Consider the following 24,687-nt stretch of genomic DNA (forward strand, 5'->3'; position numbering starts at 1 on the left):
ACCATGTGCTGTAGATGGCTTGCGTTACAAATAGGTAACGAATACTATGTCGAAGATGCATTCACTGCGTTGTAAGGTCTAGGATGACCTGGTGAAACTCTTTGAAATCAATATAGAAGTCGGCAGGATGTCGCTTTCATATTATGCTCCTACTATTTCCTAACTGCGTACTGTCGTGTCCGCAGCCTATCGTGAGCTTCACACTCGTCTTCCTTGTACTGACCTTAGTGCGCAAACACAACAAGGAAGAAATATGACCAAAAAAATGCCATTTTCAGTTTTGGCTGCACTGACTGCTGTCAGTTTCCAACTGCATGCAGCTGAGTTGCCTGCTGATATCGAGTGGGTTTCAAACAATAATGAGCCGTTATTTGCTTCGGAAGAAGCCGTTTATGGTGGAACTTACCGCACTTACATCGAAAGTTTCCCACAGACATTACGCAGTGTTGGCCCGGATGCTAACTCTGGATTGCGTCAATATTTGATGGATGGCACACCAAAAATGGCTCAACGTCACCCAAATACGGGTAAGTGGATTCCTCAATTGGCTAAGTCATGGGCATTTGGTGAAGATAATAAAACGGTTTATTTTAAGCTTGATGACACCGCGAAATGGTCTGATGGTGAGAAGATCACGGCCGATGATTATGTCTTCATGATGCAGTACTACACCTCAAAAGACATTATTGACCCTTGGTACAATGACTTTTTTACCAACAGCATTGTTAGCGTGGAAAAAATTGATGATTACACCATCCGCGTTAATTTAGCGGTTGCACAGAGTCATGACTCTCTGATGGTCATGATTAATATGCCAAGCAATGGCTTCCAACCTCGTCCAAAACACTTTTTCAAAGGTGAGAAGGATGAAAACAACGATGGCATGCCGGATAACTTTGTACGTAAATTCAACTTCAAAGCTGAACCAACGGCAGCACCATACTACCTAGATAAGGTTAAAAAAGGGAAAAGTGTTACCTTTAAGCATGTTGGTGAAGATTGGTGGGGCTACAACAATCGTTACTACAAGAACCGTTATAACGTAGAGAAAGTCCGTATCACAGTTATTCGCGATCCTGACATTGCGATGAAGCACTTCGAAAAAGGTAATCTCGATTACTTTGAAATGGTGCTACCAAGCTTTTGGCACGATAAAACGAACACTGATGTTTACAAAAAAGGTTATATCCAAAAGTATTGGGGATTCAACCAATCACCACAAGGCGCTGGTGGCGTATGGATGAATACGGCAACGCCTTTGTTGGATAATCTTGAAGTGCGCAAAGGCATCATGGCTGCAACAGATTTTGATGGCATGATAGAGAACATCATGCGTGGTGACTACTCACGTAAGCCGCATGGTTTGGGCTTTGGTCATGGTGAGTATGACGACCCAAACAACACACCGCCAAAGTTTGATGTCGATGCTGCGGTTAAGCATTTCGAAAAAGCAGGTTTTGATACTCTAGGTTCAGATGGTATTCGCGTAAACGACAAAGGCCAACGTTTAAGCTTTGCGATTACGTATGGTTACAACTCATGGACACCTCGTATTGCATACTTGAAAGAGCAAGCGAAACTGGCAGGTCTAGAGTTTACATTGAACTTGGTCGATGGTTCATCTGCGTTTAAGTACATTTTAGAGAAGAAGCACCAGCTGGCATTCCTGAACATGGGATCTGGTGAGATTCCAGCTTACTGGGAGTACTTGCATTCTGACAATGCGAACAAGCCGCAAACCAATGCTCACACCAACTACAGTAGCCCAGAACTCGATAAGTTGATCGAAGCGTATGATGCTGAGTTTGATCAGAATAAACGTTATGAGCTGTCGCACCAGATTCAAGAATACGTAAAAGAAGCAAATATTATTGTTCCTGGGTACATGGTGCCTTACTCACGTGTAGCACATTGGCGTTGGGTTAAAATTCCAAAAGATGGCATGACTAAAGCAACGGAATGGGTTCTGCACCCAATGGATATCGGTAATTTCTGGATTGACGAATCCGTTAAGAAAGAGACAGAAAAAGCCATGAAGAGTGGTAAATCCTTCCCAGAAGTCACCGTGATTGATGATCGCTACAAGCTGTAATCGTTACTGACTAAGATAGAAAGAAAGCCCCACAATATGAGTGGGGCTTTTTGTTTGTGGATTATGCTGCGTTAGCTAACTAAGTAAGACGCCTCTAATAGGTAAGTTTTTACATCACCTAGGGGCGAAAACGCTTTGTCGATCGTTTTAAATCGTTCATCAATAGAATCACAGGCGATGATTTGACTGAATGTTTCGATTGATAAAGCTTCATTTGTTTTGAAAAATTGATGGACATTTTCCAACTGAACTTTATGAACGTGTTCGACTTTAGTTAGTGCATTTGTTAGATCTGAAATATTAATCGACATTGCTACTTAATGACCTTATCTACAGGCTTTGCTGAGCCATAGGACGTGGGCTTTATATTTGGCGGTAGAGTATCACTAACCTGTGGAGCACAGACTGATGGAGATCAATTTGTGTAGTTCGTACCAGTGTCAAACGCTTTGAGATAGAGGTGAGCTAGCAGAAAGTATAAGCATCTAATGCTTGGATGGCGATATTATGCTTAATGTAAAACCGAAGTAAGTATTTTTATTCTTTATCAAATGTAGATTATGAATGGAAATAATTGAGTTTTCATTAAATAAATATGAAATATAAATAACGTAATAAAATACTCTTTCTAATTAACTTCACTATTAAGATGGATGTTTTTCTTCGTTTTTCATAATAATCTAGATCAAAATCACAGCATCATTAAATTCAATATAACCAAGAAGTAGCGCTAGTTAATTAGCTTTACATATCAATAAATTACTACTATTTTTGTTGTATGCGTCTTATGGTGTTAATTTATGAAGTACTTAGTTACAGGTGCGGCAGGTTTTATTGGTAGTGCAACTATTAGAAAACTAAACTCATTAGGGTATGAGGTTATAGGTATTGATAATATCAATGACTATTATGATGTTGAGTTAAAGTATGCAAGATTAAATTTTATAAAAAATCCATTATTTCGATTCTTTAATATGGATATATCAAATAAAAATGAAATAGAACGTTTATTTGAGAAAGAAAAGTTTGACAGAGTTATCCATCTTGCCGCACAGGCTGGTGTTAGATATTCACTTGTAAACCCACATTGTTACGCTGAATCGAATCTAAGTGGATTTTTAAACGTCTTAGAAGCTTGTCGTAAAAGCCATATCAAGCATTTCATATATGCATCTTCCAGCTCCGTTTACGGATTAAACAAGAAAGTGCCTTTCTCTACATCGGATAATGTTGATCACCCCGTTTCGTTATATGCAGCGACTAAAAAATCTAATGAATTGATGGCGCATAGTTATTCTCATCTCTATCAACTTCCTACAACAGGCTTACGTTTTTTTACTGTGTATGGTTCTTGGGGACGTCCAGATATGGCGCCTTTTATCTTTACTGAAAAAATAATTAACGGTCAGTCTATTGATATTAATAATAATGGTGATATGTGGAGGGACTTTACCCATATTAATGACATTGTCGAAGGGATAGTCAGAATTTCTGATGTCATACCAAGAATTAATCAGCGATGGCAGTTTGAAAATAGTACTCCAGTGGATAGTTCTGCTCCTTATTCTATTTACAATATTGGTTATGGTTCACCGATTTGTTTGATGGATTTTATCAAAGCAATAGAAAATGAACTCGGAATAGAAGCAAAGAAGAATTATCGAGAGATGCAGCCAGGAGATGTATACCAAACCTATGCTGATACAACAGCTTTCTATCAAGCCACTGGTTATCGGCCGTCAGTTTCCGTAGAAGAAGGTATTGCCGAGTTTGTCGCTTGGTACCGGAATTTTTATAACAAGTAAAAGATTTGTCATTCAGAACTTTCAAGGTCGAGAGTTCATATAAGGTTAGAGCTATGTTACCGAGTATATCAGTCGTTATTCCTGCAAAAAATGAACAAGGAAATATTGGGAAGTTAGTGAAAGAAATTCATGCCAGTTTAGAAGCATACCCTAACGTCGAAATTGTCATTACGGACGACGGTAGTACCGATGATACGGTGCAAGAGGCACTTGAAGCTGCTAAAGAATGTGGGTGTGACCTGCAAGTGGTTAGCCACGAACAGAGTTGCGGTCAAAGCACAGCAGTGTTAACTGCCGTCAAACATGCAAAAGGCGAGTGGATTGTTACCTCCGATGCTGATGGGCAGAACGATCCGTCGGATATGCCTAAGATGCTTGAGCTTGCTGCTAAAGTCAGCAATCCGAACTTTTGCATCGCGGGTTATCGAGCGAAAAGGTTGGATACAGCTTGGGTTAGGTTTCAATCGAAGGTGGCGAACAAAGTGCGCCATGCATTACTAGGTGATGGTGTTCCAGATTCTGGTTGTGGACTTAAAGTCATCCCTAAATCGACTTATCTGCGCTTGCCGTATTTTGATCATATGCATCGGTTTTTGCCTGCACTCATCAAAGCGATGGGCGGGGAAATCGTCGTTCACCCAGTCGCGCACCGAGACAGAGAAGCAGGCACTTCCAATTACAATGCATGGAACCGTGCTTGGGTAGGGATTGTTGATATGTTTGGTGTGATCTGGTTACAAAAGCGCACGAAAAATCCGATGATCAAAGCTGTCAGCATTGCCAATGAAAATGCAAAACAATGAAATGGTTAAAGCTTGCACTTCTTATACTTGCTGGGGTTTTGTTAGCAAATCAGCTCGATAATCCCGTTTTATCTCACCTCACAGATAAGAACTGGCTGGTTGGCTACATTCAAAAAAACGGGGCTTTAGGGCATGTGGTCATCTTCACATTCAGTGTGGTGTTTTTGTCGTTGAGTGGGCCAAAGCAAGCCATCGCATTGGTATTCGGCTATTTATACCACGTCCAATTAGGCGTGCTTATCACCTTATTTGCTTGTGTTTTTGGGGCGACATTTAACTACGCCTGCGCGCGCTTTCTCATCGGAAATTGGCTATATCGACGGTTCCCGAAAAAAATGACGCGTTTTAATTCATTTGCGAGTCGTAAGCCGTTTTACAAAATCCTTTTGCTACGTTTGTTTCCGATTGGGAATAACGTCGTGACCAACGTTTTATCGGGTAGTGTCCGAGTGCCGTTCTTTGCCTTTATCTCCGCCAGTCTGCTGGGATACTTGCCTCAAATTATCATCTTCGCATTGATGGGCGCTGGTATTCATTCATCGAGTAATACAATGATATATCTCAGTATTTTCTTTGGTATCGTTAGCGCGGTACTCACAGGGTTTCTCTATCGAGATCATATTAAAAGTCGTGTTGAATTATTGAATATGGAAGAGGAAGTATGAGCTTAGTGACGTCCAAGTGTCGACAAGTTTGGCAAAGTGATAACTATTATCAAACCCTATGGTTTTTGTTGTTCCTCGCCGTCATCATTATTTTTTCGGGGATAGGGTTACGCGACCCGTGGCCTGCCGATGAACCACGCTTTGTCGAAGTTGCTCGAGAGATGGTGCAATCGGGAAACTGGTTTTTTCCTACCAGAGGGGGAGAGCTCTATCCCGATAAACCGCCAGTATTTATGTGGTCAATGGCGGCTTTTTATTGGTTGACCGGCAGCCTAAAAGCAACGTTCATGTTACCTAATGCGATTGTCAGCCTAATTGCTTTGGTGTGCTGTTACGATATTTCCGCAAAGCTGTGGAATGTCAAAACTGCTCGAAATGTGGGCTTTCTACTATTGCTTGCTCCACAATTTATTATTCAAGCAAAAGCGGCGCAAATTGATGCGATGGTAGCCGCGTGGATCACCATCTCCATGTATGGGCTGTTGCGACACTTCTATATTAAGACCAACTGGGTTTGGTATTGCTTGGCTTGGGTGTTTATGGGGCTTGGCATTATTACAAAAGGTGTTGGATTTCTTCCCGCGTTGTTTTTGATACCCGTTTTGTTTTTGCATTTTTCTGGCAGACACCATTTTGAAGATGCGGTTTCATGGAAGCTATTACTGGGCCCAGTGTTCATGCTTTTGACCATTGCATGTTGGTTTGTGCCTATGGTTTCGATCGTAGAGATCAGTCATAACCCTGATTTTGCTGCTTACAGAGACAACATCTTGTTTAAACAAACGGGTGAGCGTTATGCGAACTCTTGGGGACACATTCAGCCATGGTATTACTTTATTGTCAGTGTGATTCCCGTTATGTGGTTCCCGCTGTACTTGGTGTTTTTCAATAAGAAGTGTTGGCAGCAACTACGATTATCACCTGCGTTATTAAGTTTGTTCGCTTGGGTTGTGCTTGTTATCGCTTTCTTTAGTCTGAGCCCGGGTAAGCGAGGTGTTTACATATTGCCAGCGCTTCCAATGTTTGCTGTTATTGCGGGTTATGCGTTAACGAACCAAGCTTGGCCTAAATGGACCGACAAATTACTTAAAGCTATCGTGTTGATTTTAGGCGTAGTTTTGTTTTCTGCCGCTGTTGTTGCAGGTCTAGAGGTTAAATCCGTCACGAAGCATTTAGGCGAGTACGATTCTATATTCCCTTACGTCGTATTCTTTCTTGTTGCCGCAGCGATTTGGGTTGGCGCATTTTTTAAAACGCGCACGGTACAGGCTCGATATACCTTTTGGGTGGCTCTTGCGCTGACTTGGGTCTGGTATAGCGTTGCGGGATATACATTGCTTAACCCAGTTCGCACGCCGGCTAAAGAGATCATGTCAGAAGCACAAAAAGCAATCGGTAAAGATGGTGAGTTAGGACTGACGCTATTTAAAGAGCAATTTTTGCTGTTTTCACCTGTGTCGGTAACACATTTTAGCTATTTGTCAGATCACAAAGAGCAAGAGCGCAATGCTTGGTTGTGGCTACAAGAAAAGCCGAATCGGTATATCTTGACCCAAGGTGGGAATGAGATGGAATGTTTCGATGCCAACAAAGCGAAAAAACTAGGGGAAGCCCACCGTCGGGATTGGATTTTATTTGATGCCGAAAGTGTGCTTGAATCCTGTCAGCCGCCAAGAAGCATCAAACGATATGAGCTACATATCGACAAGCCATATTCTTAATCTCTTGAGCCGCTAAACATACATAAACAAGAAAGGGGAGCGTGATGCTCCCCTCCCTGATCTGATGACTTTCGTCTCTGATGTCTATTTACTATAGCTGCGCAGCTATATCGTCTGTTAGTTGGTTCAAACCTGCCGACAGTGCATCAACCAGAGCGTCGTAGCCTTCATCTTGCAATGGCATCAATATCTTTATTTGCGAGCTGCGAACGATGTTGCCGCTTGCATCGATGAGTAACCATTCACCTTCAATCTCCGCGTTACCTTGGTAGCTACCATTAAACTTGTTCAAAGTAAGTTGAAGCTTGGATTCTCCACTTTGATCCAGAAGATTATTCATTTCAACTGGCCAATAGTCGCTTTGTTTTTGGCGCAGCTCAGCCACAACACGTTGGGTAATTTGCTCAGAAATACTTTGAGCCCACTGGTGGCGTTTGGCTTGAACAATCTGAGTATCTGATGTGCGATACACAATACTATTGTCATTCAGGTAACTAGCGAGTTGAGCCGGACGAACCACCAGTAAAGGGCGTTCTGCAACGCTCATCTGGTTAGACGTTTTTGTCTCAGCTTTAGGTAAGAGATACAGCGCCCCCGTTGCTTCTGGTGCGCTGCTGCATCCTGTCAATCCGGTTATAAGTGCTGTCGCTAATAAAAATACACGTTTCATTATTGTTGCCCTCTAACAGGAATTGGATCCTTCACTTCATCTTTTCCAAATACTAATGAGTTTGGTTTTTCATTTAGCTGTTTTAAAACAGGTTTGAATTCCGTCATCACCTTCTCTAGCTCTTTCAATGTCGATTCCATCTCACTGTACATTGTCGAGTTAGGGCCGTATCCATCCAGCGTTTTTTGCAGTTGCTGCAAGCTTTGGCGAATATCTGCAGGGATCTCTTGTGTGTCTTTTTGGCTTAAGAGCTTATCAATGCTATTCGCCACTTTTTCTGCGGACGCCAAGGTGCGCTCAGACGTTTTCAACGTTGCGTTCAGAGACGTTAATGTATCTTCCATTGGCAAGTTATTAAGCTTGTTTAAGAAGTCATTTACTTGGCGCTGAACCTGTGCAAAGCCACCTCGCATTGTAGGGAATACGTCTAGCCCTTCATACGTGTTTGCTTCATATGGCGTATCGTCTGGATAAAAATCCGCGTCAATGTACAGTGCGCCAGTCAACAAATTCCCGGTTTTTAGTGTGCCGCGAAGCCCTTTTGCAAACTCGTCTTTTAGTTTCTCTTTGAACATTTCCATCGAGTGGGACTCAACATCACCATATACACGACCAAGCTCAATACGGACTAACACCGGAATTCTCTTCGCTGAGAAATGCTCTTCTGGAGTTGGAAGACGCATAGGCACTCTCATTACTGTACCAATGCGCAGGCCTCGGTATTCAACCGGAGCTTTGCGTTTTAGGCCACGAACGGACTCTTCGAATAGCATTACGAATTCGATGTATTCGTCGTACATGCCTTCGCGTACTTGTTTAACATCATCGTACAAACGGAAGTTCGTCATGTCTTTGGTAAGAGCTTCGCCTGACTCCATTCCAGGGATGCTATCAAAGGTGACGCCACCAGTAAGAAGGCTTTCAAGCGAGCCAAATTTCACTTCAAATCCTTCCGCATTCAACTGTAAATCGAGGCCTGAATTGAGCCAGAATTTGGTGCGAGTGCGCACTAAACTGTCGTAAGGCTTAAAGATGAAAAGTTGGTAAAGAGCACGGCGCGTATCTACGTCAAAGCTGGTTTTCTCTACTCGCCCAACCGTAAAGCCTTTATAAATAACCGGGTCACCCACACCAAGCTTACCTGCTTCACGGTGAGTCAAGACAATGCGCAGACCTTCTGCGTCAGGCGAAGCGACAGGTGGAACATCCAGAACTGCGAAATGATCTTTTTCGACCTCAGAACTGCCCGGTTGCAATTGAATGTAAGCACCGGAGAGAAGGGTTTCCAAACCAGAGACGCCATCACGGCCAATGCGCGGCTTCACCACCCAAAACATGGTGTCATCTCGCAGCATGCGCTCTGCGTCTTTATTCATCTGTGCTTTGGCGATGATGTGATCGTAGTTCTCACTGAGTGTGACTTCAGTGATCAGTCCCACTTTTACATTCAGTGCGCGGATTTCTGTCTTGCCGACTTCAATCCCATCCGCAGTTGGCAGCTGTAAAGTAATTTGTGGGCCAGTACTGTTGATGTATTGGAACAGCATCCACGCTCCCATGGCTAGCGCAAGGATCGGAACAATCCAAATAGCAGAAATCTGCTTTTGCGGTTTTATTTGAGCGGTTGCGTTGTTCTCATCACTCATATTTGGCTTTCTCAGTTAGGTTATTAGTCATCGGCTCTTGCACTTCGCTCTGTGGTAGTTGCCACAACAAACGGGAGTCAAAAATCATCGCAGAGAGCATGGTGAAAATGACCACTGCGGCAAAAGATAATGCAGCAGGGCCGGGGTAAATGGCCATTAAGTTTTGCAACTGAACCAGTGCAACCAAAATGGCGACAACAAAAATATCGATCATTGACCAACGGCCAATGAATTCGGTTAATCGGTATATCTTTAAGCGCGAAATGCTCTCTTCAGGTGGAAGGTATTGAGCCTTTTGCGCATTGTAATACAACCACGCCAACGCCAACATTTTCGCCATCGGGATAAACACACTCGCGAAGAAAATCACCATGGCGATAGGGTAGGAGCCTAAATGCCACAGCAAGATGACGCCTTCCATTATGGTTGAACCTTCTGAGTGCCCAAGACTGACGGTGTACATCATAGGGTAGAGGTTTGCTGGGATATAAAAAATCACCGAGGCAAACAACAATGCCCACGCTTTTTGTAGGTTCTCGCTCGGGTTGTATTCGTGAAGTCGACTGTAACAGCGAATACAGCGCTGATGTTTTTTATCCTCGATGGGATTGAGTTGGTGGCAAGTGTGGCAACCGATGTGATTGTGGTTGTGGTGAGTGTCACCTTCTTTGACGCTTGGTAACTCGATTGCCGGAATAAAGTGCCCCCACAGCCAGCTTTTATCGACCATCGAAATGCATTTCACCACCAATATTGTGTATACGCAAAACGCCCAAAACGAGCTGCCCATACCGATGTCGGCCAGAGACGCAATTTTAATTAAGCTCACCAATACGCCAATTAAAAACACATCGACCATTAACCACGGTTCAACTCGAAACAGAATTCGGCAAAGTACTTTGGCCATACGCTGCTGCTTTTTAGACGGCGGATGGTTGCGAACTTTTAACGCCTCAAGGTGCAGAAAAAGGATCAAACCCACATAGATGGCTGGCAAAACGACGACCGTCGCGAGCAGAAGCGCACCAAGAAGGGCGTTTTGAAATTCAGCCAGCATTTTGGCTGCGTGAAGCAGAGTGATCTCTTGCGACAACCCTTGCACGCTGAATGACATGAATGGGAAAGAGATACTGAGCACCAGCATGATCAAACACGCAGACGATACCGCAATCACGCTTTGATAAGGCTTGGCGTTAATTTTTGTAAGTGAATGCGAACATCGAGGGCATTGAGCTTTTTGCCCTTGCTCGATCTCCGGAATGCGGACGACAAGGCCACATTCTTCGCAAGAAATTAACTGACGTGAATTAGGTTGAATACTCATTGGGTAGGTTTTGAATTCATTTGTCCTAAGAATACTCTGTTTTCACTAGACACGCTTGTGTTGATTCAGGAGTTTACGAGTTTCTTACTTTTGCAATCGCCGTACTCGTGTTGCTAAAACATGCCAAGCGATGCTGAAAAGTATGCAACATTTTACTGCTAGGGTTTGAAATTGGGAAGTCGTTACCGCATAGAAGTGGTTTGAGTGAAGCAAATGAAATGGTGATTTTTGGGATGAGGGAGGGAAAGAACCTGCCCAAGCATAGGGCAGGAATGTACATAAGGATGTAGCTATACGGCAAGCTCTAACGTTGCTACTCAACCGTTCCGCTTGCAAATGCGTTTTCACCTATTTGCTTACCGTTTAGTGTTTTGCCGTAGTAACCTTGGTGCTGGTGGTATTTTTCAGCATTTGCGGTGACGCTGCCTTTAAATCGAGGATCTTGTGGGCGTTCGTGACTATTGATGTACGCAGCAACGTCCCAAGCTTCTTGCTCAGTCAGCTGCACACTTTTTCCAAGTGGCATGTTCTCATAAATAAAATAGGCCGCAGTGTTAATGCGGTGCATACCCGCGCCCCAGTTATACGCAAATTCGCCCCAAAGCGGAGGAATGTATGAATGGCCGTCGGTGCCTTTGATACCCGAGCCGTCGGCGCGATGACAAGTCTCGCAGTTCTTTTCATAGACTAAAGCCCCTCGCTCTGGTGATGGTTCTTGCTTCGGTGCGGCGATTTTTGGGTAGCCACGTCCTGCGAGGTTGCCGCGCTCTTTAACCGGTAATGCTTGAGCGATAGCATCTGGCAAAGGGAAGTCTTGCGTTTTACCACCCACTTGGAGAGCTTTAATGTCTAGCTCTGGCACCGCTTCATCGTTCATACCATAACTATCGAGTAATCCACCCATTGCCAACCAATAAGCGTAAGCGCTGAGGGCAACAATTTCGGGTGAGTCGTAAGCGGGGGCTTTGCCGTTCATGGAGTATTCGAAGCAACCTTGAATACGGTCTGCGTAGCTGTTTACGCGATCGTTTTTCTTGCGATAAGCCGGATAGGCCATGTACGCCGCCCACAGCGGTGCTGCATTGGCTTTTCGTCCTGCTTCCATATGGCAGTTCACACAGTTTTGCTCATTGCCAACGTATTTGCCGCGCATCTGTTGCGAGTTAACAAAGAGCGAGTAACCACGTTTTACTTGCTCACCAAATGCGGTGTTTGGAATTTTACTCAGATCGCGAGGCTGCAAATATTCACCGTGATTCTCTTTTTTTACCGCGGGCAGTTCAGTTTGACGATCCGGCAGTGGCTCGTTGGCCCAAGTAGCAGCAGAGATGAGAGGCAATGCGAACAAAGAATAGAAACGTTTCATGTCTGCTCCTAGTAACGTAATGAGGCAAAGTAGTAGGAAAGGTTTTCAATCTCTTCGTCAGTGAGATTTTTCGCGATAGTACCCATCATATTGAGCGGGTCACCACTGCGAGTGCCGTTTTTCCATGCCATCAATTGCGTATTTAAGTAATCAGCATGTTGGCTTGCGAGGCGAGGGAATTTGTCGACGCCCATTCCGCTGGCTCCATGACAAGTCGCGCAAGCTGGAATGTTTCTATCCCAATCGCCTTGAAAGATCAATTTACGATACGAGTTACGAATGTCGGCTTGGTCGCCGCGTTGCTCTGGGTTAGTGAACTCGTAGCTTGGAAGGTTAGCAAAGTAATCCATGACTTCTTTACGAACGGCAGGATCGCTAAGCTCTTTCGCCATGCCTTGCATGACTACGTTTTGTCGTTCGCCACTAAGGAAGAGTTCTATTTGGGTGTTGAGATAATTCGCGTTCAGACCAGCAATCATAGGCGCAATGTTTGGTTGACCCATGCCATCTTGGCCGTGACAACCGCTGCACACGCTGGCTTTTTCAGGAATAGACGAGGCGCTTGCGCCCATTGTGGTTGCCAGCAAACAGGCCGTCACCACAGGTAGTATTTTTGACATGCTGACTCACTTTAATTGTTATTAATATCTCCAAGTGTCTACTGTGATAGTGACTTGGATGCTGTATTGTCGGCTTTGTCAATAACTAAAGGTATTGTGGATTTCCACATATTTAGAGGATGTGAAGAGCCGCTAAATGGCAGCTCTTCAGGTTTGGTTGTCTACTAAGCTTTGCGGATTTTGGCTGGTAATGATTGGCGAGCCGCGGCTCCTACCACCCAATCCAACAACACGCCTTTCCCTTCTCGGGTTGGGTCAATTAATCCGATGTCGTTAATGTTGACACCATCTTGGCTGCGAGTTTTTATAGGTTGCTGTTTATCGCCGATCCAGTGCGAGCGTTGTCCTAGCTCGGTATGACCAAACCCATGTTCAAATCCTAGTGTGCCAGGGCGAATCCCGCTGACTATCATCGCAAGTGCTTTGGTGCTTGCAGATGGTGTCTCGATAACAAACTCATCACCCGTTTTAATGCCTGAGCGCTCGGCATCGATTGGATGGATGTACACAGGGTTTACGCCTTTAATCGAGTTCAACCTTGGCGATAGGTTGGATACCGCACTGTGAATGTTGGATTTAAAGTTAGTCAGGCTGAAAGGCCATTCTGAGCTTGGGAACTGGTCTTCCATTGGTGTGCCGTCGGCCAGTTTTTGTGGATGCCATGTTGGGCAACCCGTGTAGAAATCTCCCGTCATGGTGTTTCTTGCGCTGCCGACACGTTCATTCCATATCGCAACAGGTCGTGTCCATTTGTGCTTCATTTGATCACCTTGATACGCTTCGGTTGCATTTTCAAAGCGTCCGCCGCGAGCAAAAATAAACGCCACTCGTTTCATCTCATCCGCTGTTAGCGTTCTTTGCATCGCTGGCATTAAACGCTCTAAGCCTGACCATGCAATGTCTTCTGCCGAAACTTCAGGCACGCCGCCTTTCACATAAGCCAAGTTTGCCGCAGCTCGCAAATAGAAATCTTCGGCGCGATGGAGAGCGTGCCAGTTGCCTTGTGCATCTTGAATTGCATTGTCACCAAAACCGCCCAGCTGCATTTTCTTAGCAACATCAATCAGGAAGTTTTCTAAACAAATCGAGCGACCGTCGGCGGTTTTCTCTGTTCGCGCTTCCACTATCGGCCAACGAGCGGTGACGGTTTTCACCGGAACATCGTGCCAAGGCGTTGCCATGCCCCAGCTTTCGTAAGTCACGGTGTCCGGCACAATGTAATCCGACAACGCGGTGGTTTCGTTAATGAACGCATCAACAGACACAATCAAACCGAGTTGTTTTGGATCTTTAAGCTTGTCTTCCAGCAGTGTTTTCAAACCGGGTACACCATACATCGGGTTCGCCATGTGGTTGATCCACGCTTTAACGCGATATGGATAACCATCAATAGCCGCAGATAGGTGTTCTGTCAGCAGTGGCGCTGCAAACGGATACCAAGGTGCGCGAGTTGGGTAAGGGGATTTTCCTGCCTCAACGCGACGTTTGTATTCGCTGGTTTTGTGGTATGGGAATTTACTGCGCGATAAAAAGACGCCTTTCGGGCCGACTTTGCCAGCAAATTTGGTGAAGTCGTAACGAGGACCCGCAGCGGAAGTTGGGTAGCCACCCGCTTTGGCCATCGCGCCGCCTTTCATGTTGATATTACCAATCAACGCATTGAGCATCATGATGGTAAACGAGTTATAGAACCCATTGGTGTGCATGTTGCCACCGTGGGTATCGACCACCGCTTTTGTGCCGTAGCTGGTGAAGCGTTTCGCTAGTTCTGCGATTTGCTCAACAGGGATCTCACATTGTTGGCTGTAGAACTCAAGACGGTATTTGAACGCCTCTTCTTTGAGCCTTTGTAGAGACGATTTTACTCGTACTTCGCCTGATGCAAGCGAAACCGTTTTATCGACAAACAGTGCCGCTTCTTCTGTCTGGGTATGCACACCAAATTCGCCGCTTTGATCATCCACGATGACGTACGGGTCGGAATCAGACAACGCTTCGCCCTCGAATGGCAGAGTCAGATCCGATGCGCGTAAAAACGTGCCGTTTCTCGGGTGCTGCTCATCGCTTATCACGAGATGTGTAGCATTACACCAGTGCGCGGTGCCTGCTCGTTTCATCGCGTTTGCCCCCGGCTGCGCCAAGAAGGTTTTGTTGTAGCGTTGTTTTTCGATGATCCATTGGATCATGCCAAGCACGAGGGCAGAGTCGGTGCCCGGTTTGATTGGTATCCAGCGGTTATTGTCACCTGCCGCCAAGCTCGATGAACCCGCCGGCAAACTTGGTGTGATGATGGTGTATTCCAAGCTGCCTTCTGTTCGCGCATTGGCGAGTTGGCGCGCCTGACGCTTAAAAGGGTTACCCGCTTGAGCTGGCGACATACCGATGAAGATGATGTATTCCGCATTATCAAAGTCTGGCTTTAAGTGTGCGTTCTTATCTAAATCGTTCATAAATGCGCCGCTGCCAGCACGAAATGCATAGCCGCAGTAAGAGCCATGATGCCCAAAGTTACGCGTACCATAGCTGTTGAACGCGAAGCGTTTGAATATGTCGTCTCGGCCTTCGTTACCAGCGTTGGTCATTAACAATTGGTTGGCTTTCGGTCCATATTCTGGGTTTTCAGGATCAACGGGCGTTGTTAAATCGCGAATATCGCGTAAGCCATCAACATGGCCTTCACCAAATAAATCACCACCTTCAACGACTTCTTCTATCAATTGCTCGTAGCTGATTGGAACCCATTTTCCTTCGCCGCGTTTGCCAACTCGTTTTAGCGGCTGAGTAATGCGGTACGGGCTGTTGCGAATTTCTAGCATCCCGTTTCCTCTCGCACAGGCGGTCGAACGGCCATAAAGGCCCGCTTCTCCTGTCAAACTTAAATAAGCATCTTTGACTGGCGTTTCGAAAGGAATATGTTGTTGATGAGAGAGTGGGTGATATGGGTTGCCAGTGATGCGCAAGATCTCGTCGTTGCGGTTATCAATGCGTACACGCAATCCGCACAGTGACCAACAACCAAAACACATCGATGGTGCAACACGCTGGTTTGGATTTGGGATCAGATTACCTTGGTCATTGACGGCGTATTCTGGTTCGAGGGAATTGCCGTGGTGAATATCGCGGGTCTTTTGCCCAGCAGTGCCTTCCAGCGCACCTTCTACCATGTGTTTGGTTGTGGTGGCGTAGCCTGCAGCAAATGCACCAAGCCCACCGACTGCAAGGCCTGATTTCAAAAACTGACGGCGTTTGTTATCCATAATGAAATCCTCTTGATTAGCGTTCAGTTAAGGTGAGTGATGATGCGTTTGCTTCGATATCTTGTTTTGGCTGAACCAGCTCTGAGCCGAGCAGTGCCAGAGCAAGCCATAATCCGAGCATGCCGATAATGCCTATCCAGCCATTTCCATCCATAGTGAGTTGGTATGGATACAGCCCTGCATCGAACTTGGCGATGGTTTGTACTTCCATGATGGTGAACCAGCGAATCAGCCACGCGCTTGCCAATGCGGCAGCAGACACAAAGCCGAGCCCTATGACGTGACGAAATCTGGCTGATGTGGACTTTTGGGTATCGCGCAAGAAGATGAAGGCGAGCAAAACACAACCTAAAACGACAAAAGTGAGCAAGGCAATGTTGTGCATCCATTGTTCGCTAGAATAGAGCGAAAATGCGGAATTGTTGGATGCCCAAATGGGTAGGAGAATCAGCGTCAGAACGCCGCTCGTTACCAGTGACTTTTTGAGTAAATTGTTATCACCAGAAGTGAGAGCTTTCGATTGGCTAGGCAGCAGTAACCAAATCAGCAGAGAAAATCCGACAGCGCCCATAAATGCAGTGACAAACCAAAGAATTGGTGACGCGGGTTGGTGCCATAAAGAGCGCGATTTAACGACTGCAATTTCAGCTCCAGTATAAAGGGCGATGGTTAAGCCTGATAACACGGTGATTGCAGATATTGTGAGCATCACTTTGCGAGAAATAGCCCACTCACCAAGCGACAACTTAGATAACAGAGGTAGTACTTTTCCCGGTTGATTTCGCAGTGCGATAAGATCCTGATGCAGATACAGCCATGCTGTCGCAACCGCCAGCGCAGAAAAAACAGGCAGGAACAGCGAGCCTAAAGACATCCATGACCACGGCGTGATGTGCGCGTAAAAATGCCAAGCTCGCCCCGGCTGGTGAAGGTCGCCAGTTAACGCCAACGGGCCGACGATAGCGCCGATAGCCATCGTTAGCACCAGCGCGGCGCGTAACCGATGACTGGTGTGTTGCTCAAATAACAGTGCGATTAGGAACAAAATAGCGGCAGCGTAAGCAGAACCGATGTAAAAGAAGTACTGCACCGCCCACGGGAGCCAAGCCATCGCTTGAGGTTGGACTAACACTTCGGTGATGTTCATGCTCGCTCTCCTTGTGGGTCGTAAATAGCTGGCTGCCCGTCGATGTGGCTGGTAAAGCGTTCATCCATGCCGATGTAAAACACATGCGGCTTGGTCTCTTCATTGGGCTTTAGCACTTTGATGTCGTCTTGGTGCTTCGTCATTAAGCGACGGACTTCACTTGATGGATCATTCAAATCACCAATCACGCGAGCGCCGCCCACGCAGGTTTCCACACAAGCGGGTAACAAACCTTGTTCTAAGCGGTGTGCACAGAAGGTACATTTGTCTGCGGTGAGCGTGCCTTCATTGATAAAACGCGCATCGTAAGGGCAGGCTTGTACACAATACGCACACGCTACGCAGCGACTGTTATCCACCATGACGATGCCATCTTCTCGCTGAAAGGTTGCTTGAACGGGACAAACGGCTACGCACGGCGGGTTATCGCAATGATTACAAAGTCGAGGCAGCATAAAAGCCTTCGCTTCTTGTGTGGTTGTGGAACCGTCATCGAGCGTGACTTCGTATTGTTTCACTGTGGTTCGAAACTGACCGATTGGCGCTTGGTTTTCAATGCTGCAACCTACGGTGCACGCTTGGCAGCCGACGCATTTACGTAAATCGATCACCATGGCGTAACGTTTTCCGACTTGTCCTTTTCGGTCGGCGGATTGGTTGTTGCGAATAACATTGCCCGCGGTTGCGGTGCCAATCCCTGCAATGGGGATCAACGCGGCACCAGCTGTAATGGCGCTAAGAAAGCGACGTTTGGTGGAATCCATAACTCACCTGCTGTTAGTTGAATTTGAACTGACTGATTCCATTGTGAGAAATGCGCTGCGACGTCGATATAGTGGATTTCCACATACCCAGATCAAAGTTGATCTAAAACAAATGTGGTTTACGGAAGGTAGCTGTTATTCTTGCTTCATTATTTTCGAAGGAACGATTCGACTCATCATGAACAAAACGCCACGGTTGCTTCAGTTTTGGATTCTGTGCTTGGTTGTCTTTGCATCTTTAGCTCAGGGCGCTGTTTCTGAACAAGAATATCTGCAAGGAATGCAGCAGCAAAAGGCAGTGCAGCCAGAGGCCAAGCAGAAAGTCGAAGTGGGCGTGTTAGCGATACGTGGTCACCTTTATGCCGAGCAAAGATGGCAACCGACCATCGATTGGCTCAACCAGCAAATCTCGGATGTGCACTTTGAACTGCACCCGCTCAATTTGGACGAAATGGGGGAGGCGGTGAAGTTTCAGACCATGGACTTCATCTTAACCAACCCAGGTCAGGCTGTGCGCTTGGGCAGACAATATGCGTTGTCATGGATGGCAACATTGACGGGGCGCGCACCGCAAAACTCGAACTATAGCATTGGTTCTGCGCTGGTGGTTCGGGCAAATTCGCCATACCAAACATTAAAAGATGTTTCTGGATTTCCTGTCGCGGCAGTGTCCGAAAAAGCGTTTGGTGGTTATCTGACCCTGCGTTATCAAATCGTGGAAATGGGACTCGATCCGAATGACTTTTTTGCGGATGTTCGCTATCTCGGTTTCCCAATTGATGCCAATCTCTACCAATTACGTGACGGCAATGTTGAAGCCGCTGTCGTGCCTGCTTGTCTACTGGAACAGATGCAAAATGAAGGTCTGTTACAGCACGGTGATTTTCGAGTCTTAAACCAACAGCCAAATGAACATTCTTCGTGCGCTGTTTCTACGCCGTTATATCCAAACTGGTCGTTTGCCAAAACAGAACGCGGCTCGTCTCTTCTGGCGAAAAAAATCGCGCAAGTCTTGCTTGCTATGCCGCCAGAGCACCCCGCCATTATTGCCGCTGGCGCGTCAGGCTGGACATCGCCCGTTAGCTTGTTGAGCATCGATAAACTCTATCAGGCGTTGGATTTACATCCATTGCAGCAACCTTGGTGGAGTGAGGCGCTGCGCTGGTTGCGCAGTCATCAAGAATGGGCATGGGCACTGTTCATGTTTGTGATTGTATTGAACGCGTACCACTTTTGGCTTGAGTATCGTTTTAGCAAAAGCAAACAAGCATTAGAGCTGACATCGCTAAGGCTGAAAGAGAAAAGCGAGCAGTTAGAACATTCACAAAGAGTGGCGATTGTCGGGGAAATTGGCAGCAGTCTGGCTCATGAATTAAATCAACCGCTGGCAGCCATTCGTAATTACAGTGAAGGTGGGTTACTGCGTCTTGCGAAGAAGCGTCCGCATGAAGATATTGTGCCTGTGCTAGAGAAAATACAAGGGCAAGTGGAACGAGCCGATGCCATCATTCAGCGTTTAAGAACGTTGATACGCAAACGCAGTGTTGATAAGACACCATGCGATGTTCAAGCCTTGATTACAGACACCATTGAGCTGCTTCATTTTCGAATGCAAAAGCAGAACGTCGCCATTGTGACCAGCGTTGAAGGAGATATGCGTCCACTGTTGGCAGACTCCGTGGGCGTTCAGCAGGTTTTGGTTAATGTGATCAACAACGCCATTGATGCGTGTTCTTTGTTTCAGGAGAAATACCACTCGTCGGGCTACCAAGGTAAAATTGCCCTGCATTGTGACTACCAAGCTAACCAGCTTTCTATTCGCATATTGGATAACGGCACTGGGTTACAGCAAGATAATCCGACCCAAGCTTTTGTGAGCTCTAAAGCAGAAGGGCTTGGGCTGGGGCTTGCGATTTGTCGCGACGTAATGGAAATGCACGGCGGCGAGTTTCTCATTGCTTCGACCACGCCGCACGGCTGTTTGGTTGAGCTTGTGTTTCCTTATCAAAACTAATCGGTATTTAGGAGCAGTTAATGATCAGCAGTGAAAAGCAGCTGCCTGTTTATGTGGTTGACGATGACGAATCGGTACGTGATTCGCTGGCTTTTATGCTGGAGGAGCATGACTTTAACGTGACGACTTTTGCTGATGGGCAATCTTTTCTCGACGAAGTTAACATTCATCAGGCCGGATGCGTGATCCTTGATAGCCGAATGCCTAACCTTCGTGGTCAGCAAGTTCATCAATTTTTGAATGAGGCGCACAGCCCATTAGCGGTGATTTATCTGACCGGTCATGGTGATGTACCGATGGCGGTCGATGCGTTGCAAGCTGGGGCGGTCAACTTTTTCCAAAAACCAGTCAAAGGCGATGAACTGGCTCAAGCAATATTACATGGTCAGATGCAGTCCGCGGCGAGCCTCGATATGGTGGCGGCAAGAGCGGCGTATGAATCACTAACGCCGCGCGAAAAAGATATCTTACGTTTGATCATTGCTGGTAAGCGCAATATTCGAATTGCGGATGAGCTGTGCATTGCAATGAGAACGGTGGAAGTTCATCGAGCCAGCTTACTGAAAAAGTTCTCAGCCAAAACCGTCGCAGAATTGGCCTACATTTATGGCAAGTTGGAGAATCCCATCTAGCGAGAGCTGAGCTGTAAGATTAGGAATCTTCAAACTTCTGTTTGATGAAATCGATAAAAGTTCGCAGTCGTTTCGGTTGATAGCGATCTCGATGGAATATGGCGGAAAAGGGCACCGACGGAATTTCCCAATTTGGCATCACTTTTATCAGTTGGCCTAGCTCCACTTCTTCTGCACAGTAACTCAGTGGAACACGAATAATGCCGTTGCCGTGCAGCGCGCCCATTACTAACGCTCGTCCATTTTTACAGCGCAAGTTGCCTTTTACGACCACATCGGTGTGGTCATTTGGGTTCTCTGCTTTACGATAGCTCCAACGCGTAACTGAACCAGTCAGAGTTCGATGTTCGGCCAGCTCTTTTGGGTGTATTGGCATGCCATATTGCTGCACATAGCTAGGGCTTGCGAGGGTGACCATGTCAACGGTCATCAGCTTGCGCGCTACAAACCCTGCATCATCCAATTCCCCCATACGAAATGCGACATCAAACTGATCTTCAATCAAATCAATACGAGGCGAAGAAAAGTCCAAGTCAATGCTGACGTTCGGGTACTGTTGCATAAACTCACACACGTATTTGGCGATGATGTCTTCGCCGATGTAGCCACCTACACAGTTCACTCGAATCACGCCGCGAATCTCTTGAGTATCATCGACGGCGGCAATTAACGCTTGGTCGATGTCTCGCAAAGCTTTTTCACAGTCGTGATAAAAGCGCTCGCCGGCATGAGTCAAACGCAGCGTGCGTGTGGTTCGGTTGAGTAGTGTTACGCCCATTTGCGCTTCAAGTCCGCTGATCTGGCGAGAAACGTGAGATCGAGAAACGGACAGAGCTTCCGCCGCTTTGGTGAAGTTGCCAAGTTGGGCGATCAAAACAAACGAGCGAATGTCGGCGAGATTAACTTTATTGAGCATAATGAGCGTGTTGCAATAAGCGATGGGTTTAAGGTTATCACAATTATTTACCAATCATATCGGCAAGCAAGGTCGAACGACTTGAGCTTTACGACAACTTGCGTATTATTTTCTGCGTTTCCATCTTTATCTGACTTTTTATGAGCTTATTGATATCACGACAAGGCACGCCTCAAAAGCGCGCGAAATGGCTGCTAGCAATGATTGGCTGGGTCATCGTCGTGTGTCTGATGCAAAATTCTGGTTTGGTTTCAGCATGCTCGATGAGTGATGACCAAACCTTGGTTTCTGCTTTATCTAGCGATGATGCTCATGTTGTGAAAGCTGATAAAGTCAAAGAGCCGAGTAAGTGTGAACTGTCTGAAAAGTTGATTCAGTTTACCCAGCATCAGCTCGAAGCCTTCATTGTCGTTTTGTTCATTGGCATTGTTTTAGCCGCAGTTTGGCGATGCAGTGCCTTTGTTAACGCGAGGCAATGGACTGAGCCCATCTACGACAAGCATCGAATTCATCTTACCTTTTGTGTGTTCCGAGAATGACAAGTGATTCTGGCCGAAAACGCCAGCCATTTTCTACACTTGTTATTAATTAGGAATCACTATGAATCACATTACTAAAGCGACTCAACTCGCGTCCATATTCTTTATGGCGTTGGTGTTGGGTTTGTTCTCTCTTAATCTCTCGGCGCAAACTACTGACACGGGATGGGTGACCAATCCACAGCATCCGCCTGTGCAAACGCGTTTTGTTTTGACTGGTCAGCAAGATCCGCAAGCAAAAACGCTCACTGGTTATTTGGATGTTAAGCTGAGCGGAGACTGGAAAACTTATTGGCGATCGCCGGGCGAGGGTGGTGTCGCGCCATCGATAGATTGGCAAAACTCGCAAAACCTAAGCAAGGTTGATTGGCAATGGCCATATCCGCAAAAGTTCGAGTTATTGGGCATTGAGACTCTCGGTTACAAAGGCGACACTTTGTTCCCAATGACGCTGCATATCGACGATATGTCGAAACCCGTCACGATTGATGCAGTACTCACGCTCTCTTCCTGCACCACCATCTGTGTGTTGACGGACTATCAAATTCAACTGACCTTCCTGCCTTCTGAGCTGCAAATCGACGAGCAGGTGATGTTCAGTTACGCCCAAGCGGTGAGCAATGTGCCCCAGCCATCGCCGTTTATTGATGTCACTCAAGCAAGTTGGGATGCAAACCAATCGAAGTTGCAAATCAAGCTCACGAACACTCAAGGTTGGAACCAACCACAAGTGTTGGTGGACGGTGTCGATGAGGCAACGCGAGACTATAGCTTCAAGCTTGAAGGTATACATCAAGAGGGAAATACCGTTACCGCGAGCTATTTGGTGGATACTTGGTTAGGCGATGTGGAGTTAAGTGATCAGTCGCTGTTTGTGACCATCAAAGACGCCAACTTGTTGGCAGAAGAAACCACTCAAGCAATAGCTGAGGCGATAGTAGACCCACTGCCGAGCACGTCTGTAGTGAGTATTTTTCTGTTCGCTTTGCTCGGTGGTTTGATTCTCAACATCATGCCTTGCGTTCTTCCGGTTTTGGGGATGAAGCTCAGTAGTATTGTTGCCGCTCAAGGTATCGAGCGTCGTCAAATCCGCGCTCAGTTTGTTGCTTCCTCACTTGGCATCTTAACGTCGTTTTGGATTCTCGCTGGTTTTATTTTGGTGCTCAAGCTAACAGGTAATGCCATTGGTTGGGGCGTTCAGTTCCAAAGTCCTTGGTTTTTAGGATTGATGGTTCTGGTCACAGGTTTGTTTGGCGCCAACATGCTAGGACTGTTTCAAATCCGTCTTTCGTCTGGCTCCAGTACATGGCTCGCGTCGAAAGGCGACAACTCGTTAGCTGGACACTATGTGCAAGGGATGTTTGCAACCTTGCTTGCTACGCCGTGTTCTGCGCCTTTCCTAGGAACGGCCGTGGCGTTTGCTTTGGGTGCCGATGTAGTTACGCTGTTTGCAATTTTCACCGCCTTAGCGTTGGGGATGGCGTTGCCTTGGATTATGGTGGCAATTTTCCCAAGCATTGCGCTTAAATTGCCGAAGCCGGGTCAGTGGATGAACGTGGTCAAAAACGTATTTGGTGTGATGATGTTGGCCACCAGCGTTTGGCTACTGTCTTTGATGGCCAATCACCTACCAGTGTTTTGGGTCATTCTCGCCGGTTTAGTCGCGTTTATTGTTCTGATGATTCGCGTTAAACGCATTCATGGCGATAAAGCACTCGTGGTATCCGGCTCTGCATCGCTTATCTTAATCGCTGGCGGGCTGTTACTTGGCAGTGTCACCGCAAATCAATGGGCGACACCGCTTCCTGAGGACTTATCATGGCAGAAGCTTTCTAACTCGGCGATCGAACAGCACGTCAATAATGGGCGAGTGGTGTTTGTGGATGTGACTGCGGATTGGTGTGTCACGTGTAAAGCGAACAAGATCGGCGTGATCTGGCAAGATCCTGTCTACTCATTGCTGCAAAGCCCTAATGTGGCGACGTTAAAAGGGGATTGGACACATCCGGACGGCTCGGTAACGGACTTTTTACGAGCTCATGGGCGTTACGGTGTGCCGTTTAACATTGTCTATGGCCCGGCGGCGCCACAAGGTATCCCGTTACCTGTGATTCTGACTGATGATGTTGTTTTAAGCGCGGTGAAACAAGCGAGTGGGGGAGCCATTCAATGAGTTCGACAAAGCAGCGTAGAACATTCCGATATTGGCTCATTCAAATCGTACAGATGGTGCTCATTGTCACCGCTATTTCTATCGCGATGGATTGGTATCGCACCAAAGATATTCCTAAACAGGAGGCTCCACCATTGAGCTCCGTATTGAGCGATGGTGAATACTTCGATGCAATCGCGCAAAGTCATGAACAACCTGTCGTTGTTTACTTTTGGGCGACTTGGTGTCCCGCTTGTAAATTTGTAAGCCCAAGCGTGAGCTGGCTGAGTGATGACTATGCCGTAGTTGGCGTTTCTGGCTCATCGGGACCGAATGAGCGCGTGGCGCAGTTTATGCAGGCAAAAGAATATCGTTTTGAAAACATAAACGATCCTTCAAGCGATATTATGCGTGAATGGAAAATTAGCGTGACTCCAACCATTTATATTTTAAGAAATGGTGAAGTGACCTCTATTACGACAGGCATCACAACGCCGATAGGAATATTGGCGAGAATTTGGTTGGCTCGATAACGAAATAAAAATCCGATATTC

The 24,687-nt window shown here is 46.3% G+C and carries 20 protein-coding genes; 10 read left to right on the plus strand and 10 right to left on the minus strand.

What is annotated here, in order from left to right:
* The first annotated feature begins 253 nt into the window (after positions 1-253).
* Positions 254-2,092 carry an extracellular solute-binding protein gene (locus ACYJZR_RS05435; protein WP_062866352.1) on the plus strand — a complete coding sequence of 613 codons (1,839 nt, stop codon included), beginning with the start codon at positions 254-256 and terminating at the stop codon, positions 2,090-2,092.
* 71 nt (positions 2,093-2,163) lie between these two features.
* Here the strand turns inward: ACYJZR_RS05435 and ACYJZR_RS05440 are convergent, their stop codons facing one another.
* Positions 2,164-2,403, minus strand: coding sequence for a hypothetical protein (locus ACYJZR_RS05440; protein WP_005481665.1), 240 nt, complete (start codon positions 2,401-2,403; stop codon positions 2,164-2,166).
* A 489-nt stretch (positions 2,404-2,892) separates the two neighbouring features.
* On the opposite strand from ACYJZR_RS05440, the gene ACYJZR_RS05445 reads away from it, so the two are divergent.
* Genes ACYJZR_RS05445 through ACYJZR_RS05460 form a run of 4 tightly spaced genes read left to right on the plus strand, consistent with a single transcriptional unit; the run spans position 2,893 to position 7,086 of the window.
* Positions 2,893-3,897, plus strand: coding sequence for an NAD-dependent epimerase (locus ACYJZR_RS05445; protein WP_025526218.1), 1,005 nt, complete (start codon positions 2,893-2,895; stop codon positions 3,895-3,897).
* Between the two features lie 53 nt (positions 3,898-3,950).
* The gene (locus ACYJZR_RS05450; protein WP_015297018.1) at positions 3,951-4,700 is read left to right on the plus strand and encodes a glycosyltransferase family 2 protein; all 750 of its coding nucleotides are present in this window, start codon (positions 3,951-3,953) and stop codon (positions 4,698-4,700) included.
* Positions 4,697-5,365: a TVP38/TMEM64 family protein gene (locus tag ACYJZR_RS05455; protein ID WP_005494615.1), complete on the plus strand. Its 669-nt coding sequence runs from the start codon at positions 4,697-4,699 to the stop codon at positions 5,363-5,365. The genes ACYJZR_RS05450 and ACYJZR_RS05455 overlap by 4 nt, the downstream gene beginning before the upstream one ends.
* Entirely contained in the window at positions 5,362-7,086 is a 1,725-nt protein-coding gene (locus ACYJZR_RS05460) for an ArnT family glycosyltransferase (RefSeq protein ID WP_406965937.1), read from the plus strand. The genes ACYJZR_RS05455 and ACYJZR_RS05460 overlap by 4 nt, the downstream gene beginning before the upstream one ends.
* Positions 7,087-7,177: 91 nt before the next feature.
* Here ACYJZR_RS05460 and ACYJZR_RS05465 read toward each other — a convergent pair whose 3' ends face one another.
* The 8 genes from ACYJZR_RS05465 to dsrO form a co-directional block, all read right to left on the minus strand.
* Positions 7,178-7,756 carry a PqiC family protein gene (locus tag ACYJZR_RS05465; protein ID WP_140111553.1) on the minus strand — a complete coding sequence of 193 codons (579 nt, stop codon included), beginning with the start codon at positions 7,754-7,756 and terminating at the stop codon, positions 7,178-7,180.
* Positions 7,756-9,402: an intermembrane transport protein PqiB gene (gene pqiB / locus ACYJZR_RS05470; RefSeq protein ID WP_406965935.1), complete on the minus strand. Its 1,647-nt coding sequence runs from the start codon at positions 9,400-9,402 to the stop codon at positions 7,756-7,758. The genes ACYJZR_RS05465 and pqiB overlap by 1 nt, the downstream gene beginning before the upstream one ends.
* Positions 9,395-10,726 (minus strand): paraquat-inducible protein A, encoded by a 1,332-nt coding sequence (locus tag ACYJZR_RS05475; RefSeq protein WP_017448374.1) that lies wholly within the window; start codon positions 10,724-10,726, stop codon positions 9,395-9,397. Before ACYJZR_RS05475 ends, pqiB begins: the two co-directional genes overlap by 8 nt.
* A 313-nt stretch (positions 10,727-11,039) precedes the next feature.
* A complete protein-coding gene (locus ACYJZR_RS05480; RefSeq protein WP_406965932.1) occupies positions 11,040-12,092 on the minus strand; it encodes a c-type cytochrome in 1,053 nt (350 codons plus the stop codon).
* 8 nt (positions 12,093-12,100) lie between these two features.
* A complete protein-coding gene (locus ACYJZR_RS05485) occupies positions 12,101-12,664 on the minus strand; it encodes a c-type cytochrome (RefSeq protein WP_406966088.1) in 564 nt (187 codons plus the stop codon).
* Positions 12,665-12,876: 212 nt separating this feature from the next.
* Positions 12,877-15,969, minus strand: coding sequence for a tetrathionate reductase subunit A (locus ACYJZR_RS05490; protein ID WP_406965930.1), 3,093 nt, complete (start codon positions 15,967-15,969; stop codon positions 12,877-12,879).
* 16 nt (positions 15,970-15,985) lie between these two features.
* Positions 15,986-17,116, minus strand: a complete 1,131-nt coding sequence (gene nrfD / locus ACYJZR_RS05495; RefSeq protein WP_193247718.1) for an NrfD/PsrC family molybdoenzyme membrane anchor subunit — start codon at positions 17,114-17,116, stop codon at positions 15,986-15,988.
* Positions 17,113-17,880, minus strand: coding sequence for a sulfate reduction electron transfer complex DsrMKJOP subunit DsrO (gene dsrO, locus ACYJZR_RS05500; protein ID WP_129147420.1), 768 nt, complete (start codon positions 17,878-17,880; stop codon positions 17,113-17,115). Before dsrO ends, nrfD begins: the two co-directional genes overlap by 4 nt.
* Positions 17,881-18,058: 178 nt before the next feature.
* Here dsrO and ACYJZR_RS05505 point away from each other — a divergent pair, with 178 nt between their 5' ends.
* Positions 18,059-19,894 (plus strand): sensor histidine kinase, encoded by a 1,836-nt coding sequence (locus ACYJZR_RS05505; protein WP_406965927.1) that lies wholly within the window; start codon positions 18,059-18,061, stop codon positions 19,892-19,894.
* A 20-nt stretch (positions 19,895-19,914) separates the two neighbouring features.
* A complete protein-coding gene (locus ACYJZR_RS05510) occupies positions 19,915-20,526 on the plus strand; it encodes a response regulator transcription factor (RefSeq protein WP_005457930.1) in 612 nt (203 codons plus the stop codon).
* A 19-nt stretch (positions 20,527-20,545) separates the two neighbouring features.
* On the opposite strand, the gene ACYJZR_RS05515 is transcribed toward ACYJZR_RS05510, so the two are convergent.
* Positions 20,546-21,442 carry a LysR family transcriptional regulator gene (locus ACYJZR_RS05515; RefSeq protein WP_406965924.1) on the minus strand — a complete coding sequence of 299 codons (897 nt, stop codon included), beginning with the start codon at positions 21,440-21,442 and terminating at the stop codon, positions 20,546-20,548.
* A 140-nt stretch (positions 21,443-21,582) separates the two neighbouring features.
* Between ACYJZR_RS05515 and ACYJZR_RS05520 the strand changes: the two genes are divergently transcribed.
* The 3 genes from ACYJZR_RS05520 (at position 21,583) to ACYJZR_RS05530 (ending at position 24,666) form a co-directional block, all read left to right on the plus strand.
* The gene (locus tag ACYJZR_RS05520; protein WP_005494637.1) at positions 21,583-21,981 is read left to right on the plus strand and encodes a hypothetical protein; all 399 of its coding nucleotides are present in this window, start codon (positions 21,583-21,585) and stop codon (positions 21,979-21,981) included.
* Positions 21,982-22,042: 61 nt separating this feature from the next.
* A complete protein-coding gene (locus ACYJZR_RS05525) occupies positions 22,043-24,154 on the plus strand; it encodes a protein-disulfide reductase DsbD family protein (protein WP_406965922.1) in 2,112 nt (703 codons plus the stop codon).
* On the plus strand, positions 24,151-24,666 hold the full coding sequence (locus ACYJZR_RS05530) for a protein disulfide oxidoreductase (protein WP_005486384.1): 516 nt from the start codon (positions 24,151-24,153) through the stop codon (positions 24,664-24,666). The genes ACYJZR_RS05525 and ACYJZR_RS05530 overlap by 4 nt, the downstream gene beginning before the upstream one ends.
* Positions 24,667-24,687: the final 21 nt, after the last annotated feature.

Source organism: Vibrio sp. RC2502, from assembly GCF_054850435.1.